The sequence below is a fragment of the Nocardia sp. NPDC055053 genome, from assembly GCF_053608285.1.
This window is the reverse complement of record NZ_JBSGVD010000007.1, coordinates 215,951-232,881: the sequence shown is the minus strand read 5'-3', so window position 1 is coordinate 232,881 and position 16,931 is coordinate 215,951. Positions and strand designations below refer to the sequence as shown.

At 68.8% G+C, this 16,931-nt stretch carries 14 protein-coding genes; 8 read left to right on the top strand and 6 right to left on the bottom strand.

The window, feature by feature from the left end:
* Positions 1–17: 17 nt before the first annotated feature.
* The gene (locus ACWF82_RS10510) at positions 18–1,178 is read left to right on the top strand and encodes a zinc-binding dehydrogenase (protein ID WP_452499996.1); all 1,161 of its coding nucleotides are present in this window, start codon (positions 18–20) and stop codon (positions 1,176–1,178) included.
* A 74-nt stretch (positions 1,179–1,252) separates the two neighbouring features.
* On the opposite strand, the gene phaZ is transcribed toward ACWF82_RS10510, so the two are convergent.
* Positions 1,253–2,080 carry a poly(3-hydroxyalkanoate) depolymerase gene (gene phaZ / locus ACWF82_RS10505; protein WP_452499994.1) on the bottom strand — a complete coding sequence of 276 codons (828 nt, stop codon included), beginning with the start codon at positions 2,078–2,080 and terminating at the stop codon, positions 1,253–1,255.
* A gap of 29 nt (positions 2,081–2,109) precedes the next feature.
* The gene (locus ACWF82_RS10500; protein WP_452499992.1) at positions 2,110–3,321 is read right to left on the bottom strand and encodes a PucR family transcriptional regulator; all 1,212 of its coding nucleotides are present in this window, start codon (positions 3,319–3,321) and stop codon (positions 2,110–2,112) included.
* A gap of 161 nt (positions 3,322–3,482) precedes the next feature.
* On the opposite strand from ACWF82_RS10500, the gene ACWF82_RS10495 reads away from it, so the two are divergent.
* Positions 3,483–5,336, top strand: a complete 1,854-nt coding sequence (locus tag ACWF82_RS10495) for a PHA/PHB synthase family protein (protein WP_452499990.1) — start codon at positions 3,483–3,485, stop codon at positions 5,334–5,336.
* A 3-nt stretch (positions 5,337–5,339) separates the two neighbouring features.
* Here ACWF82_RS10495 and ACWF82_RS10490 read toward each other — a convergent pair whose 3' ends face one another.
* Positions 5,340–5,987: a TetR/AcrR family transcriptional regulator gene (locus tag ACWF82_RS10490; protein ID WP_452499989.1), complete on the bottom strand. Its 648-nt coding sequence runs from the start codon at positions 5,985–5,987 to the stop codon at positions 5,340–5,342.
* Between the two features lie 883 nt (positions 5,988–6,870).
* Between ACWF82_RS10490 and ACWF82_RS10485 the strand changes: the two genes are divergently transcribed.
* Positions 6,871–7,605: a Crp/Fnr family transcriptional regulator gene (locus tag ACWF82_RS10485; RefSeq protein WP_452499987.1), complete on the top strand. Its 735-nt coding sequence runs from the start codon at positions 6,871–6,873 to the stop codon at positions 7,603–7,605.
* Positions 7,606–7,625: 20 nt separating this feature from the next.
* On the opposite strand, the gene ACWF82_RS10480 is transcribed toward ACWF82_RS10485, so the two are convergent.
* Positions 7,626–8,456: an SAM-dependent methyltransferase gene (locus ACWF82_RS10480; protein WP_452499985.1), complete on the bottom strand. Its 831-nt coding sequence runs from the start codon at positions 8,454–8,456 to the stop codon at positions 7,626–7,628.
* Between the two features lie 84 nt (positions 8,457–8,540).
* Positions 8,541–9,281, bottom strand: coding sequence for an SDR family oxidoreductase (locus ACWF82_RS10475; RefSeq protein WP_452499983.1), 741 nt, complete (start codon positions 9,279–9,281; stop codon positions 8,541–8,543).
* 137 nt (positions 9,282–9,418) lie between these two features.
* Between ACWF82_RS10475 and ACWF82_RS10470 the strand changes: the two genes are divergently transcribed.
* The 3 genes from ACWF82_RS10470 (at position 9,419) to ACWF82_RS10460 (ending at position 12,973) form a co-directional block, all read left to right on the top strand.
* On the top strand, positions 9,419–10,837 hold the full coding sequence (locus ACWF82_RS10470; protein ID WP_452499982.1) for an MFS transporter: 1,419 nt from the start codon (positions 9,419–9,421) through the stop codon (positions 10,835–10,837).
* 58 nt (positions 10,838–10,895) lie between these two features.
* Positions 10,896–11,213: a hypothetical protein gene (locus tag ACWF82_RS10465; RefSeq protein ID WP_452499980.1), complete on the top strand. Its 318-nt coding sequence runs from the start codon at positions 10,896–10,898 to the stop codon at positions 11,211–11,213.
* 569 nt (positions 11,214–11,782) lie between these two features.
* Positions 11,783–12,973, top strand: coding sequence for a DUF7373 family lipoprotein (locus tag ACWF82_RS10460; RefSeq protein WP_452499979.1), 1,191 nt, complete (start codon positions 11,783–11,785; stop codon positions 12,971–12,973).
* Position 12,974: 1 nt separating this feature from the next.
* Here the strand turns inward: ACWF82_RS10460 and ACWF82_RS10455 are convergent, their stop codons facing one another.
* Positions 12,975–13,469, bottom strand: a complete 495-nt coding sequence (locus ACWF82_RS10455) for a glutathione peroxidase (protein ID WP_452499977.1) — start codon at positions 13,467–13,469, stop codon at positions 12,975–12,977.
* A 161-nt stretch (positions 13,470–13,630) separates the two neighbouring features.
* Here ACWF82_RS10455 and ACWF82_RS10450 point away from each other — a divergent pair, with 161 nt between their 5' ends.
* The gene (locus tag ACWF82_RS10450) at positions 13,631–15,121 is read left to right on the top strand and encodes an FAD-dependent oxidoreductase (protein WP_452499975.1); all 1,491 of its coding nucleotides are present in this window, start codon (positions 13,631–13,633) and stop codon (positions 15,119–15,121) included.
* A gap of 153 nt (positions 15,122–15,274) precedes the next feature.
* Positions 15,275–16,931, top strand: a 1,657-nt coding sequence (locus tag ACWF82_RS10445) for a GMC family oxidoreductase (protein WP_452499973.1), incomplete at its 3' end; no start/stop codon positions are given.

Sequence of the window (16,931 nt, the reverse complement as noted above, 5' to 3'; positions counted from 1 at the left end):
TCGCCTAGGAGGCATTCATGCGTGCGACGGTGGTCAGCAAGGGCGAATTCCGGGTCGAGGACCTGCCCGCCCCGGAACCCGGGCCGGGCCAGGTGCTCATCTCGGTGACCCGCTGCGGCATCTGCGGCTCGGACCTGCACGCTCGGGTGCACTGCGACGAACTCGCCGACCTGGCCGCCGCCACCGGCTACAGCGGCTTCATGCGTTCGGACCAGCGGATCGTCCTCGGGCACGAATTCACCGGCGAGATCGCCGACTACGGCCCACGCACCCACCGCCGCTGGAAACCGGGCACACCGGTGGTCGCGATGCCCATTCTGCGCAGAGATCGCGAACCGGAGCTCACCGGGCTGTCCGCCAACGCCCCCGGCGGGTACGCCGAACAGGTGCTGACGCAGGAGTCGGTGACTTTCGCGGTCCCCAACGGACTCTCACCCGATCACGCCGCACTCACCGAGCCGATGGCGGTGGGCTGGCACGCCGTCCGCAAGAGCCGGATCACCAAGGGACAGACCGCGTTCGTCATCGGGTGCGGGCCCATCGGGCTGGCCGTCATCACCATGCTGAAGGCCGCGGGCGTGCGCACCGTGATCGCCAGCGACTTCTCGCCGCGCCGCCGGGAACTGGCCAGCACCTGCGGCGCCGATGTCGTGGTCGACCCGACCACCGAATCTGCCTGGGAAGCGGCGCCCAAGCCGCCACGCATCACCGGCGCCGCGGACATGCTTAACCTGGCCTTCGACGTCATGGAACGCGTACGCCGTGTTCCGAAAGTCCCGTGGTGGTATCTGTTCCGCGCGGCGCACACCCTCGACCGCGGCCCGGCCGGTCCCGTCGTCTTCGAATGCGTCGGCGTACCCGGCATCATCGACCAGATCCTCACCGCCGCACCGCCGTCGACCCGCGTCGTGGTCGTGGGAGTGTGCATGCAGCAGGACACATTCCACCCCGCCAACGCCATCAACAAGGAGATCGAGCTGCGGTTCGTCCTCGGCTACGACCCCGGCGAATTCCGCGACACCCTCCATATGATCGCCGACGGCACCGTCGATCCCAGCCCGCTGATCACCGGCACGGTCGGGCTCGACGGCGTCGAAGCGGCCTTCGCCGCCCTGGGGTCCCCGGACCACCACGCCAAGATCCTGATCGATCCGCGCAGCGACAACGTTGCGCCCTGAGACCAGGGCCATGGGGCAACTGCACGTCAGCTGATCCGTCAGCACGCGCGACATCGGATCCTGGCCGCGATCACTCACTGTGGGACATCTGCCACTGGCACCGGACGGAGGAACTCGACAACGCGCGGTCCCAGCTCCTCGGCACGAGTGACGAGGCCGAGGTGACCGTCCGGGTAGATGTGCAGGGTCGACCGGGGTAGCAGCCGGTGCATGATCTTCGCGTTGATCACCGGCACGATCGGGTCGTCATCGCCGGCGAGGATCAGTGTGGGCTGCCTGATCAGGGGCAGGAACGGCAGGCTGGACCAGCCCGTACCCGCGAGCAGCTGCAGCGCGTAGCCGAGGCCGGGGGCGCGGCCCGCGTGGCTGTACAGGATCTCCTCGGCGAGCCGCGGTTCCGCGCGCAGGCGGCCTCCGTAGATCGTCGGAGCGATCGCTGCGGCGTAGGAGGGATCGTGGTAGCGGCGCGCCGTGATCATCTTGCTCAGCACCCGGGGATGCGCCGGGATCATCAGCGAGCCGGTCGCGGTGGCGACGAGCACCAGGCGACGGCACCGCCGGGGATGCTGCAGGGCGAACTGCTGGGCGAGGCCGCCGCCCCACGAGATGCCGAGCACGTCCGTCTCCCCGTACCCCAGTTCGTCGAGGAGTTCTCCGAGCAGGCAGGCCAGAGTCGCGAAATTGTAAGGTGCGCGCGGCAATTCGGAACCGCCGATGCCGGGCACATCGAACCGGATCACCGGGATCGCCGGGTCGAGCCGGTCGAGGAAGGGCGCCAGCAGCTCGAGTCTCGCGCCGATCCCGTTGCACATCAGCAGCGGGCGTCCCTGACCCGCGCGCACCGCCACGCGCAGGCGCCGTCCGCTGATCCACACTTCCCGAACGGTTTCGACCTCGGCCACGTGGCCTCCTTCAGGTTGGGGGACGACGCTCAGGTGCCGAGTCGATTGCCGAGCTCCGGGAACGCGCGGATGGCCTGCAGGGCGATGGTGAGGTCGCTCAGCACCCGCGGGTCGTCGAGGGAGCCACCCAGATGTTCTTCGATGCGCCGGATGCGGTGCCGGACGGTGTTCTCATGGCAGTAGAGCAACCTGCCCGCCTCGGCGGCCGAGCCGCGCGAGTCGATCCATGCCGTCGCGGTGGCGAGCAGCGTCGTCCGTTCGTGGTCGGGCAGGGCGAGCACGCCGTGCAACACGCGGACCACGAACCGGCGGGTGGTATCCCGGTCGCGCACAAGGAGATCGATAGGCGGGTCGTCGTCGAGGCTTCGGATGCCCTTCGTGCCGGGCGCCGAGGTCTCCAGGGCGACCTGGGCCAGCCGCAATGCCCTGGCCGCACCGTCGAGTCGGTGGAACAGCGGGCTCACGCCGACGCGTCCTAGCGCCACCTGCGCGACCGAGGCGAGCACCTCCGCCGGGTCACGGCGTTGTCCCAGAGAGAGCACCCCGATCTCGTGCTGCGGTTGGGAGCGCCATGCCGAACCGACGTCGAGCTGCCGGAGGCGGTCTTCGAGTCGCGGCAATGCCGAGGAGTTCGAACCTGTCACCTCCGCGACGAGCACCAGGAAGGTGCCGTCGTAGGGCAGGTCGAGCAGCTTCGCGACCTCCCACGCGCTCAGCGAACCGGAAGCGGGGCCGTCCAGGATCGCCGAGATGATGCCGGATCGCCTGCGGTCGGCGGCGATCATCCGTTCACTCATCGCCTCCCGGTAGGACTCGGTCAGGGCGAGGGAGAAGTCGTCGGCCAGTTCCCAGATCGTCGTCGCGGTATCGAGGAGCGCGTCCACCGACTTCTGGCCCGAGTCACGGGCCGCGGCGAGCAACCGCTCCCACACGAACGCGAAGCCGAGGCGATAGGCGCGCAGTAACTCCGGCAGCGGCATATCCTGCACCGCCCGGGTGCGTCCGATATGGCGGGGCGCCGAAAGATCGGCCTCCAGTTCGCCGCTCAACCGGGTCAGGATCTGATTCATGTTGACTATCAGCGATGTTCGCAACTCGCCGCGGCCGACAATGCTCTCCATGCGGTAGATCTCGATCTGCCCGGCGATCCGGGCGAGCAGCTGGTCGGCCAGTTGATCGATCTGCCCGAGCAGGTCAGTGGCCAGTTGCGCCACCGGCGGAGCGAGACGTGAAGTGGGCACCTCGACAGGTTATCCACGAGGTAGCGGCCGATGCCGCCTCGAGCGAACAGAGTGTGGGTGCCGACACGTTCTCCGGTGATGCGTTGTCGGCGCCGACATTGGCTGAACCGGCGCGATGCGCGACTGTTCTAGTACGCGTTCGGCACGGTGGCCGCACTGAGATGCGGGTCATCGTGCGTTCGCCACCGGATTGCGAGCAGCAGACCCACCACTCGGTCGCCGGCCACCGCGCCGACGAGATCTGGCTACCAGATCGACGCGGACCGACCAGCGCACGCCGCGCGGACTGTGCCCGCGCGGCCGACAAGAGTGGAGACGCCGTCATCAATCCCCGCACGACCAGCGACAACCTCGAGTTCGTGGTTCCCTTCGACCACCTGCTGATCGACGCCGCGCTGGGACCCGTCCACCGGTGGCTGCCCGGCAATGCGGGAGTTCGCTTCTTCGACGCTCTCGCCAAACGCCCCGACCGGGTCAAGGCACGGGTCGGCAAGCTCGTCGACGAACTCGGCCGCATCGTCACCGGCACCTCCCAGCTCGCACCGCCACCGAAGGACCGGCGCTTCACCGACCCGGAATGGTCGAACAACCCGCTGTTGAAGCGCATCGTGCAGGCCTATCTGGCCGCGAACGAGCTGGCCGAAGGTCTCGTCGAGGACGCGGCGATGGAGTGGCGCGACGCCGAGCGGATGAGGTTCGTCCTGTCGAACATCCTCGAAGCCGCCGCCCCGAGCAATAATCCGCTGATCAGCCCCGTCGCCTGGAAGACGTTCTTCGCCAGCAACGGCTCCAATACCGTCTCGGGCCCACGCAACCTGCTGCGCGACTTCGCCAGCTCGCCGCGGATCCCGGCGATGGTCGAGCCCGACGCCTTCAAGGTGGGCGTCGACCTCGGGATCACGCCCGGAGCTGTCGTGTACCGGACAGAGATGTTCGAGCTGATCCAGTACCTGCCGCAGACCGAGACCGTGCGCGCGGTACCGCTCCTGATCGTTCCGCCGACCATCAACAAGTACTACGTCCTCGACCTGGCTCCTGGCCGCAGCCTCGTCGAGTACTTGGTCCGGCAAGGCCAGCAGGTGTTCATGATCTCCTGGCGCAATCCCGACGAACGCCACCGTGACTGGGGCACCGATGCCTACGCCGAAGCCGTCATCGACGCGTTCAGCGTGGTCGACCGGATCACCGGCGTCGGCGCCGTGCACACCATGGCCGCCTGCTCGGGTGGCCTCATCGCTTGCATGGCGGCGGCACACCACGCGCAGACCGGAAACATCGCCGAACTGGCCAGCCTCAATCTGCTCGTCACCATGATCGACCAGAACCGGGCAGGCGTCGCCAGCTCGCTCATCGACGAAGGTATCGCGCGTGCCGCGATCGCCCGATCGCAGAGCAAGGGATACCTGGACGGGCGCACTCTCGCGGAAGTGTTCGCCTGGCTGCGCCCCGCCGATCTGGTCTGGAACTACTGGGTCAACAACTATCTGCAGGGCAAGACCCCACCCAAGTTCGACATTCTGTTCTGGAACGCCGACACCACCCGGATGCCCGCCGCGCTGCACCGCGACTTCATCGACATCGCCCTGCACAACAAGCTCGCCACCGCCGGTGCGGTCACCGTGCTCGGCACACCCATCGACCTGGGCGAGATCACGGTCGACTCCTATGTCGTTGCCGGCTCGGCCGACCACATCTGCCCCTGGACCAACTGCTACCGCAGCGCGCAACTGCTCGGCGGCAAGGTGCGTTTCGTCCTGTCGACCAACGGCCACATCGCCGCGCTCGTCAACCCGCCCGGTAATCGCAAGTCCAGTTACCAAGTGTCGGAGAGCAATGCACTCGATCCCGCAGACTGGCGCAGCGCCGCGGCAACTGTGCAGGGGTCGTGGTGGCCTGACTACGCCGCGTGGCTCGGCGACCGCTCTGGACACACGAAGCCCGCGGCGGCCACGCTGGGTAACGCCGGCTTCCGCCCGCTCGGTGTCGCCCCGGGCAGTTACGTCATGGCCGACTGAGCGTCAGGCGCGGCCGCGGCTCTCGATCTGCGGCGAGTACGTTGCGAGGTAGGCGGTGACGAGGCGCTTCAATTCGGAGATGGTGGGCTCGTCGCCGGACTCCGACCGCCGAAATGCCACATCGAACAGCCGGTTACCGGCTTCGAACGCGAGGTCGACGGCGAGCTGAGGGGTGTCATCTGCGAGGAAGCCCCGGTTGATCAGATAGCGCCGGAATCGCCCGGCTTGCGCTTCGTCGAAGGCCTGGGCGACCTCGCTGATCGCCGGGGAACGCCCGATATACCAGAGTTCGACGAAGCTCGGGAACTCCCGGTAGTACGCGAGCAGCAGGTCGACGATCGTGTCGATGGCCTGGCCCAGGTTCTTCGAGACCCGCTGCTCGAACGCAGTGGTGATACGGATGTTCAATTCCTCCGAGTGACGGCGAGCCAACTCCACGTCGACATGGTTGCGATCAGCGAAGTAGTGGTAGATCGATGCCAGCGGGATACCCGTCCGTTCGCCGATCGCCTTCAACGTCGCAGCTTCGTAGCCTTGCTCACGGAGTAGTGCCTCCGCCGCTTCCAGTACCGCCTGCACACGCTCGACTCCGCGGCGTTGCACCGGCGCCGGACGCGCGGAGGTCTTCGGAACCACGGAATTGTCGAACACGATTCCAGATCGTATCAACGAAAACCACAGGAACCCGTGCGGAGGTTTCGAGTGTTGAAGCGGCTACCTTCCAGGTCTGTCCGGCGGTGAGGCATCGGCGTCGCCGCCCTGTTCACGCTCGCTTGACCCGATTCTGCGCGGCATCACCCTCGGCCGCGCACCCCTGGGCGCATCATCCGTACCAGCCCGTCTCCGGCGCGAGGCGCCGAGGTCGATGACATTGTGTTCATGCTCGGCGTTCTCGCCCGCCTGCGCCACCGCGTCGACCGGCCATGTACCAGATGCGTTCTGTAACTCCGCGCGGGTTACCGGACGGGTAGGTGCCGGATCGTAGACAGCATCCGGAGGCCACGGTCGACGCCGGGCTTCGCCGACATCCTCTCGACCTCGCCGCGGCCGCCTCGGCAGCCGGACAACATTCGACGCCCGGCCCTCGGCCTCGCCAGAACCGCCTTCGGAGGCCTTCATCTCTTCTCACTTCCGCCGCAGCCGCTCCAGCGCATCGAATCGACTTCCGCCAGGTCGCTTCGCGAACCTGTCCCGGCTTCCTGGTCCGACATCGAACTAGCCGCTGACAGGCGTCGCGACACCCGTCGTTCCCACAACGGCGAGTGCCTCGCACTTCGGCTTCGGTCTATCGATCACCTCCACATTCTGCATCAAAGCCCCCGTCACCCGCCTTCGACCCGGTGGGCTCGCGCGGGTGCTCGCCCTCGTCGACCGTCTCGACCGGGCCGAGGTCGCGTTCTGGTACCCCGAGGAGGTGGGCATCAGGGGTGGACGAGGACGACCTGGCCGAGGACCTCTGAGGCATCGCATTGCGCCGTCTTCGCGCGGATAATTGTCAGGGGATGACAGGTTCGTCCACGACCAGGAGTCAGCGATGATTCACAGCCACCGGGCGTTCTCCCACCTGGTCCACGCGATGGGTGAGGAGTCGTTCGGCGACGACCAGTTGCGTCATGCGGCATGGATCGCCCGGTGCGTCGGCCGCGGGCCGACCGCACCACTGAGTCCCGGCGAGTTCACCGAGCTCGTCGGCCGGGTCGAGGTCGGACCACTCGCGGCCGGGTCGCTGGTGTTCTCCGCGGGCGCACCCGCCGACGGGGTGTGGATGGTGAAGCAAGGCCAGGTCGAATTGTCGGTGGGTTCCGGGCGGGAACGTGCGGTCGTCGATGTGCTCGGCCCCGGCGACGTCGACGGTGACATCGCACTGCTGCTGGGAATGCCACTGGCCTACACCGCGCGCACACGCACCGACGCGAACTGCCTGTTCCTGCCCGCTTCCGCCTTCGAGGCGCTGCTCGCCAACGATCCCGCGACGGCCCGTCGCTGGTTTTCCAGTGTCACCCAGCGGGTTTCGGCCGGTCAGGGACGATTGATCAACATGCTCGGCCGCCCGCTGCCCACCCAGGTCGCCCAACTGCTGCTCGACGAAGCCGTCGACGGTTCGGTCCAGCTCGCCCAGCGCACCCTCGCCGCCATGCTCGGCGTGCACCGCCCGTCGTTGACCAAGGCCCTCAAAGAGTTCGAACGCCGCGACCTGATCAGCATCGACGACGAGGCCATCAGCATCATCGATGCCGAACGACTGCGCCGGCTCGAGTCGGCACACTGAATGCCGACACCGTTTCGGCGCTAGCGCTTGCGGCCTACCCCGCCGACGATGCAGTGGCGGACGTCGGAGAGCGGGGTGAGGTGCGGGCCGTCGGGCCACCAGTCGTCGCAGCGGACCAGGCCGGGTTCGACCATCTCCAGATCGCCGAACATGGCCTGGATCTCGTCTCTGGTCCGGAAGCGGCCGCTGCCCATCGGGCTGTGGATGAACTTCTCTTCCATCTTGCGGGCCAGTTCGCTGTATTCGGGCGTCTGCGGGTCGTGGAAGTGGGCGATCGCCACGAACGAACCCGACGGCAGTGCGTCGATGTAGGTCTGCATCAACGCTGGGCCGTCCGCACCCAGGTAGTGGTGCAGGGTGCCGACGTGGAACAGCGCCAGCGGGCGGGTGAAGTCGAGTTCGGTGCGGACCGTCTCGTTGCCGAGCACGTCGAGCGGGCGGAAGATGTCGGCCTCGGCGATCCGGGTGCGGCTGTTGCCTGCCAGCAGGGCCCGCGCGTGCACGAGCACCGACGGATCGTTGTCGACGTAGACCACCCGCGACCGCGGGTTCACCCGCTGGACCACCTGGTGGGTGTTCTCCGCGGTGGGCAGGCCGGAGCCGAGATCGAGGAACTGGTCGATCCCCGACTTCGCCAGGAACCGGCACGCGCGGATGAGGAAATCGCGGTTGGCCCAGGCCAGGTCGTTGACCTGCGGCGCGACGGTGCGGACCTGGGCCAGCACCTCGCGATCCACCTCGTAGTTGTCTTTGCCGTTGAGCGCGGCATCGTAGACGCGCGCGATGCTCGCGCGCGTGGTGTCCACCCCGACCGGAACGGCGCTGGGGTAGGCGGCAGAGGATTGCGACATCGGGCGCCTCCGGGCTTCGGACCGACTGTACGAATTCAGCGTAGAGCATCTATTCCGTTGGCACAGAGGCTAACCCGGCTCCGCCTACCGTCGTTCGAGCCACTCCTCGAAGGTCGGGCCCGCGATGACGGCGCCGGGTCCTGGCAGCAACGCGCCCTCGGCCTGCAGGTGGTGATCCGGGTCGGTTGGATCGAGCACTTCGACAACCTGGGCCGGGGCGCCGCGCCGGGCGGCGACCCGTGCCACCGCGTCGACGAGCCGCCACTGCTGCGGGCCCGCGATCTCGACCACGGCGGGCCCGTCGGTGCGGACGAGGTCGGCCAGGTGCTCGGCGACCGTGCGAGCGGCCACCAATTGCGCTCGGTACGCGGGTATTTCGGCCCGGTCACCGACTGTGGTCCAGTCGAGCATCATCTCGGTGAATTCGTGGAACTGGGCCGCACGCAGAATGCGCACGGGAACCGGTCCCTCCTGGTAGGCGCGCTCGTGGGCGAGTTTGCCCGCGTAGTGGCCCGCGGTGAAAGCGTCGATGCCGATGATCGAGACCACCGCGATGCGCCGCACGCCTGCCGCCGCCGCGGCCTGCCCGACGTTGCGGGCGATCGTGCGGAAGAACTCGGTCACCGCCGCGGTGTCGGTGGTTTCGGCGTTCACCGCGTCCACCACCAGCTCGACGTCGGTGAGCGCGGCGGCCAGACCGTGGCCGGTCAGCACGTCGATGCCTGCCGTGCGGGTGATCTCGACAATGTCGTCGCCGTTGTTCTTCAGGACGTCGACCACCTCGCGGCCGATCCGTCCGCTCGCCCCGATCACTGCGATCCGCATTCATATCTCCTTCGACGGTGTGCTGTTCGACGGAACGACGAAAAACGCGGGCGGAGTGTGACATCAGGCAGGTAGTGACGGTACCCGTGTCAGCGGACTCCTGGTCACCACCGGCGTGGCGGCACACGATCGGTGGCATGTCACAGACCATCGCGCCCACACCGGCGCACCCAGTACCGGCCGGCAGGCGATCGGCGGCCGTGCTCGTCGTTCTCCTCACCGGGCAGTTCATGGCGGTGCTCGACGCGTCCATCGTCAATGTCGCCATCCCGTCGATCCGCGCGAGCCTCGGTACCGGTGGTGCGGCGCTGCAACTGATCGTGGCGGGGTATGTCATCGCGTACGCGGTCTTGCTGATCAGCGGCGCCCGCCTGGGCGATCGCTTCACTCAGCGACGTACCTTCGTCGCGGGGCTCGCGGTGTTCACCGTCGCGTCGCTGGCGTGCGGGCTGGCCTGGGACGAGTTGTCGCTCATCGTGTTCCGGTTCGCCCAGGGTGCGGGAGCGGCGGCGATGGTGCCGCAGGTGATGACGCTGATCCAGCGCACCTTCACCGGTCCGGCGCGAGCCAGGGCGTTGAGCATCTACGCGGCGATCATCTCCGGCGGCGTGGTGGCCGGTCAGATCCTGGGCGGGCTGATCGTCGATGCCGACCTGGCGGGCAGCAGCTGGCGTGGGGTGTTCCTGGTGAATGTGCCACTCGGCCTTGCCCTGCTGGTTGCCGCGCCGGGGGTTCTTCCGGTTACCGCAGCGCGGACCGACCGTGGGCTGGATGTTCCCGGTCTGGCGACGCTGACGGTCACCGTGTTGTTGCTGGTCGTTCCGCTGGTCCTCGGCCGAGAACTGGGCTTTCCCGCGTGGTCTTGGGTGTGCCTCGGTGCCGGGGTCCTCGGATTGGTGGTGTTCGCCTGCATCGAGCACCGGGTCGCGGCGGGCGGTGGCGAGCCGCTGTTCTCGCCTCGGGTACTCGCCGTACCCGGCCTCCTGGTGACCGCGGCGACCCTGCTGATGATCATGGCGAGTTTCGCCGGCTGGTTGTTCGCGATGGCGATCCATCTGCAGGGCGAGCTGGGCTACAGCGCGCTGCACGCCGGGGTGCAGTTCCTGCCGATGGGCATCATGTTCGCCGCGGCCGGGCTGTACTGGGAGCGCATCCCGAAACAGTGGCACGCCACGATGATTCCGCTCGGCCTGGTGCTCGGTGCGGCGGCGCTCGGCTGGCTGGCCGTGCTGTTGCGTGACGGCGCGGGCCTCGGTCCGGCGGCGCTGTTCGCCTTCGCTGTGCTCGGTCTCGGCAGCGGGCTGGCGTTCAGCCCGTTGATGACCAGGGCGCTGTCGACGGTTCCGATGGCGCTCGCCGCCGACGCCAGCGGCATCCTCGTGACGAGTGTGCAGATGGGTACCGTCGTGGGGATCGCGACATTCGGCTCGGTGTTCTTCGCTCTCGCCGCAACGTCGGCGAGCGGCGCGTTGGTGGTCGTCCATCTGATGGGTGCGGGCACCTCCCTGGCGGCGGCAGCGCTGGCCGCCATCGCCGTGCACCGCACGCGACCCTGATTCACCGGGTTCCGGCCGCTGATCGCGAGGTCAGCGGTCCTGCGCCGGCGTGACTGGCATGCACGAGCTCCAGGCCGGAGTGATCTTCGCCGGCTATCCGCATCTAGCGGGTGCTCGGGTCGGGCGGGAGGCCGAGCTCGCGGGACGGCTCGATCATCCGAATATCGTCGCCATCCACGACCGCGGCAGCGAGGACGGGCGGCTGTGGATCGCGATGCAGTACGTGGCGGGCACCGATGTCGAGCCGGCTCTGCGCGGCGGGCCGCTGCCGCCCCAGCGGGGGCTGCACATCGCCCGGTCCACGGCCGACGCGCTCGACCACGCGCACGCGGGCGATGGCCAAGGATCCCGCGCACCGGTTCGCGAGCTGCGGTGAGATGGTCGCCGCAGCCACCACGGCGGCGACCCCCGGTGCCGGACCGGCGCAGCCGCACACCGGCGTCGCCTCTGCGGCACGCCAGGACACTGACGGCGCGGCCGTACCTGGCGTTCTGCCGTACAGCGCCGCCGCCGCACCGACCACCACCGTCGGCGCGTGGGCGGCGGCTCGGCCGACGATCGCGCTGTTCCTCGATCTGCTGCCGACGAGCCCGGACAGCGAGGGCTATCGGGGCTCCCGGTGCAGCTTCGCGACGAAGAACCCGGATGCGGTGTGGCACACCGGCTTCGACTGCACCGATCGGGAGGGCTTGCACCTCCAGGCGCTCAGCCATGCCGACGCGGACACGGTCGGCCGGTTCGTCGCGACCTTGCCGGTCGGCACCACGCAACACCCGCGATCACGGTATGGCCGACCGTTGACAGTGCGCAGTTTCCTCGGCTCGGAGGCCCGTGGCTGCTGGTGCAGTTCGATGCCGCACCGTATTCGACCGTGCTGCTCCAGGTGTACTGGAAGGGCCACACCCATCAGGAGATGATCGACGCATGGCTCACCACCGCTCCCCTGTGACCACGCGCCTCGGGCTGGGCGCGCTGGCCGTCGTCCTCGCCGGCTGCGCCTCCGTCGACGGCGCCGCCACCGCGGGAGAGATCGATGTGCGCACCCTCGAGGTGGGCAGCTACACGACCGTGCCCGCCGATCTGGAGGCCACCCGCAAGCCGACGGACGGCCCGGTCCTGGAGGGGCTGCGGATGGCGGGCGCGGTGGTCCTGCCGCACGAGGTCGATGCGGCGCTCACCCACAACTGGGGTACCGATGTGCTCGACACACCCCGCCGGGCCGCGGACACGTCGGCCATCTCCACTGTGAATATTCCTGTCCTGGAACGGCATCGGATGATCGTCGCGTTCGATGTCGCCGAGGGCAGCCGGGTCTTCGACACAGCGACCCCCGCGATCGACACCGACGCGCGGGTCACCCGGATCGTGCTGCTGCGCTTCCCCGGCGCCGAGACCGCCGCGACGGCGGCCCGCGATCTCGAAGCCACCGATTTCGGCGTCAGCCCGGACAATCAACCGGTGGCGATCCCCGGATACCCTGCCGCGCACGCGCATTGGCGGCCGGGCGTCAAGACGATCGGCGCGACCTTCGCCGACGGCGAACTCGTGGTGAGCCTGTTCCTGCAGCATCCGACACCCGATGTCGACGCGCTCGCCCGGCGCGTCGCCGCGGTCCTGGACGCGCAGAAACCGTTGCTGGACACCTTCGTTCCGACCGCACCCGATCGGATCGCCGAGCTACCGCGCGATCCCGACGGACTGCTGCGCCGCACCTTGATCCCGGCCGATCAGCAGATCGCCATCTCCTCGCGCGAATTCGCCGCGTGGACCGGACGCGCGAGCCTGCACTACCGGCCCACCGAGCCCGCCGAACTCGCCGCGGCCTGGGATCGCGGCGGTGTCGACAGCGTGGCGAATTCCTCCACCACCACGCTGTTCCGGTTCCGCGACGACAGCGCCGCTGCGGCGTTCGGCGCCACCTGGCAGGACACGCTCAGCGCGGCCGCGCATCCGGTCGCCGGGCCCGACCGGGTCCCCGGCGCACGCTGCGCGGAACGCCGAGCGGGCAGCGCACCCGCGGTGGTGCGCTGCTACGTCAGCTACCGCGGGTACGGCGCGTTCGTCAGTGGGCCCGCACCCGGAGATGTGCGGCAGCAGGCCGCCGCGCAGTACGCGCTGCTGGCGAACGCGCAGTAGTTCAGAGCTGGGCTTCGATCGCGGTGACGATCTCGCTCGCGTCCGGGGTGACGGTCGGGCGGAAGCGGCCCGCGACCGTGCCGTCGCGGCCGATCAGGAACTTCTCGAAGTTCCACTGCACATCGCCCGCGCTGCCGTCGGCGGCGGGGGTCTCGACCAGGCTGGTGTAGAGCGGGTGGCGGTCGTCGCCGTTGACGTCGACTTTTGCCAGCAGCGGGAAGTCGACGCCGTAGGTGACCGCGCAGAATTCCTGGATCTCCTCGGCGGTGCCGGGCTCCTGTCCCATGAACTGGTTGCAGGGGACACCGACCACCGTGAAGCCACGCTCGCCGTAGGTCTTCTGCAGCTCGACCAGGCCGGTGTACTGCGGGGTCAGCCCGCACTTGGAGGCCACGTTGACCAGCAGCACCGCCCGGTCACCCGCCAGCTCGCCCAGCGTGGTGTCGGCCCCGCTCAGGGTCTGCACCGCAATGTCTCGAATGTTCGCGCTCACCACAACACCACCAGATCTCGTCTATGTCGGTTCGATGGCCACCGTACCGGAGCCCGACCGGGGCGCAAGTGTCCCGCTGGGCGGGAACTTCTATAACACGTTCTTGTTTTGTCGCGCGGTAAGCGGCACCATTTCGGGTACGTACCCGAGCAGCGGAGGAACACGTGACCGAACAGCCCCACCGGATCGACACCGTCCGACCGTTGCGCGCGAACGCCGTGACGCACTGGGATTTCGAGGCCGACGTGGTGGTGGCCGGTTACGGCATCGCCGGCGTGTGCGCCGCGATCGAGGCCGCCAGGGCGGGCGCGAAGGTGCTCATCCTGGAACGGACCGGCGGCTGGGGCGGCGCCGCCGCGCTGGCGGGCGGGTTCGTCTACCTCGGTGGCGGCACCCCGCTGCAGCAGGCGCTCGGGTTCGACGACACCCCGGACAACATGGCCGCGTTCCTCACCGCCGCGCTCGGGCCCGGCGTCGACGAGGCCAAGATCGAGGACTACTGCGAGGGCAGCGTCGAGCACTACAACTGGCTCGTCGAGTGCGGCGTGCCGTTCAAGGAGTCGTTCTGGGGTGAGCCCGGCTGGGAGCCGCCGCACGACGAGGGTCTGATGTACTCCGGCGGCGAGAACGCCGCGCCGTTCCTCGATATCGCGAAGCCAGCGCCCCGCGGACACGTCCCGCAGATGGCGGACAAGAAGACCGGTGAACGTGGCGGCGGCTACATGCTGATGAAGCCCCTGGCCGACACCGTCGCCGAACTCGGCGTCGCCGTCGAGTACGACACCCGTATCCGCAGGCTCATCGTCGACGACGAGGACCGCGTGGTCGGCGTCTTGGCGACCAACTACGGCAAGCCCGTCGCCGTACGGGCCGCGCGCGGTGTCGTCCTGGCGACCGGCAGCTTCGCCTACGACACCGAGATGATCGACCGCTACACCCCGCGCCTGAGCGGCAGGCCCGGCGCGGCCATCGAGGAACACGACGGCATCGGCATCCGGGTGGCGCACGCGCTCGGCGCCGAGCTGGCGCACATGGACGCCAGCGAGGTCGCCATCTTCGGCGATCCCCAGCTGATGGCGCGCGGCATCCTCGTCAACGGACGTGGTCAGCGGTATGTCACCGAGGACACCTACCCGGGCCGGATCGGTCAGGCGACGCTGCTGCAGAACGACAACCAGGCCTTCCTCGTCATCGACGAGGCCTCGCTGGAGGAAGCCCTCGCGACCGAGAGCTCCACCCCGTTCTTCCGTATCCCGCCGAAATGGGTCGCCGAAACCGTGGCCGAGCTCGAGTCCGAGATGGGACTGCCCGAACAGACACTGCAGACCACCATCGCCACCTACAACCGGCACGCCGAGAACGGCAGCGACCCGCTGCTGGGCAAGAAGCCGGAGTGGGTTCGCCCGGTCACGCCGCCGCTGGCGGGCTTCGACCTGCGCGGCCTCACCGCCGGATTCACCCTCGGCGGGCTGCGCACCGACCTGGACTCGCGGGTGCTGCACGTCAGCGGTGAGCCGATCGAGGGCCTGTACGCGGCGGGTCGTTGCACGTCAGGGCTGTGCGCGTACGGGTACGTCAGCGGCGCCTCGCTCGGCGACGGCAGCTTCTACGGCCGCCGGGCGGGCAAGGCGGCCGCGGCGGCCCGCACCGACTGACGCGCGCGGCACCCACCGAAGCCTCACTGTCAGTACGCTGCATGCAGCGCGGCGGCCGGACGATGAGTCCGGCTGCGCTCGCGGGCTTTTCAGTCCGCGTGCGGGCGCGACCAGTTGGCTACGACAGATGCAGCGCAGGATCGGAGTTGGACAGTGCAAGCAGGTGGGACGTCCGCGGATTACGTGATCGTCGGCTCCGGGTCAGCGGGGGCGGTGCTCGCGAATCGGCTCAGCGCCGACCCGGGCACCACGGTTGTCCTGTTGGAGGCCGGTCCGGCCGACGACGACAAGTACGCCCATATTCCGGCGGCGTTCTCGAAGCTGTTCCGCACCGAACGTGACTGGGATTATCTGACCGAACCCCAGCCCGGCCTCGGCGACCGCCAGATCTACTGGCCGCGCGGCAAGACCTTCGGCGGCTCGTCGTCGATGAACGCGATGATGTGGGTGCGCGGCTTCCGCGCCGACTACGAGGAGTGGGGGCTCCTCGCGGGTGAGCAGTGGAACTTCGCGGCCGCCGTCGAGCAGTTCCGCAAGATCGAGAACGTGCAGGACGCGCAGTTCCCCGACGAGGGCTCGAAAGGTCCGCTGCACGTGCAGCGCCAGCGCAGCCCGCGCGCGTCGACGCACGCCTTCCTCGAGGCGGTGCGCCAGGCTGGCCTCGAGCTCGAGTCGCCGAACCGGCCCGCGCCCAAGGGCTTCGCGCAGACGATGGTCACCCAGCGCGACGGCAGGCGCTGGAGCACCGCCGATGCCTACCTTCGGCCCGCGATGAAGCGCGCGAACCTGACCGTGCGGGCCGAATCGCTGGCCACCCGGGTGCTGTTCGACGACACCTTGGCCACCGGCGTGGAGTACCTGCACGATGGGCAGACCCACACCGTGACCGCGAACCGCGAGGTCATCCTGTGTGGTGGCGCGGTGAACAGCCCGCAGCTGCTGCAGCTTTCGGGCATCGGTGACGAGGAGGAGCTGAAGGGGCACGGCATCGAGGTCGTCGCCCACTCCCCTGAGGTCGGCGCGAATCTGCAGGACCACCTGATCGCCGCGCTCGGCTACAGCGTCGAGTCGGATTCGCTGTTCACGGCGGAGAAGCCGCTCGAGCTGCTCAACTACTTCATCCGGCATCGCGGCATGCTCACCTCCAATGTCGGTGAGGCGTACGGGTTCGTGCGCAGCGAGCCCGACCTCGAGCACCCCGATCTGGAGCTGATCTACGCGCCGGCGCCGTTCTATCACGAGGGGCTGGTCGAGGCGACCGAACACGGCGTCGTCGTCGGCGCCATCCTGCTTCGCCCGCGCAGCCGTGGCCGGATCGGCCTGGCTTCGGCCGATCCGACGGCCAAGCCGGTCATCGATCCGCAGTACCTGTCCGATGCCGACGGCGCCGACCGCGCCGCGCTGATGGCGGGCCTGCGGGTGTGCGCCGGGCTGGTCGGGCAGCCCGCGCTCAAGAGCGCGCTGGGTGAGCTGATCTACCCGCCGGCGGCGCCCGCGGATCTCGAGGAGACCATGGCGCTGACCATCGAGAAGTTCTCGCACACCCTGTACCACCCGGTCGGCACCTGCCGGATGGGCACCGACGCCGCCAGCGTCGTCACCCCGGATCTGAAGGTGCGCGGTGTCGAGGGCCTGCGCGTCGCCGACGCCTCGGTGATGCCGTTGATCATCCGCGGGCACACCAATGCCCCGGCGATCTTCATCGGCGAGCAGGCCGCGGCGATCGAGGCGGACGACGCGTCGCTCGGCGAGGACCCGACCGCGGAGCGCGACCGTCGCATCGTCGAGCTCGCCCGCCAGGGCATGAACC

Excerpts from the sequence above, each read along its gene's own strand:
- ACWF82_RS10510 (WP_452499996.1), top strand. The coding sequence starts at position 18 with ATGCGTGCGACGGTGGTCAGCAAGGGCGAATTCCGGGTCGAGGACCTG.
- ACWF82_RS10495 (WP_452499990.1), top strand. The coding sequence starts at position 3,483 with ATGCGGGTCATCGTGCGTTCGCCACCGGATTGCGAGCAGCAGACCCAC.
- ACWF82_RS10485 (WP_452499987.1), top strand. The coding sequence starts at position 6,871 with ATGATTCACAGCCACCGGGCGTTCTCCCACCTGGTCCACGCGATGGGT.
- ACWF82_RS10480 (WP_452499985.1), bottom strand. The coding sequence starts at position 8,456 with ATGTCGCAATCCTCTGCCGCCTACCCCAGCGCCGTTCCGGTCGGGGTG.
- ACWF82_RS10475 (WP_452499983.1), bottom strand. The coding sequence starts at position 9,281 with ATGCGGATCGCAGTGATCGGGGCGAGCGGACGGATCGGCCGCGAGGTG.
- ACWF82_RS10470 (WP_452499982.1), top strand. The coding sequence starts at position 9,419 with ATGTCACAGACCATCGCGCCCACACCGGCGCACCCAGTACCGGCCGGC.
- ACWF82_RS10465 (WP_452499980.1), top strand. The coding sequence starts at position 10,896 with ATGCACGAGCTCCAGGCCGGAGTGATCTTCGCCGGCTATCCGCATCTA.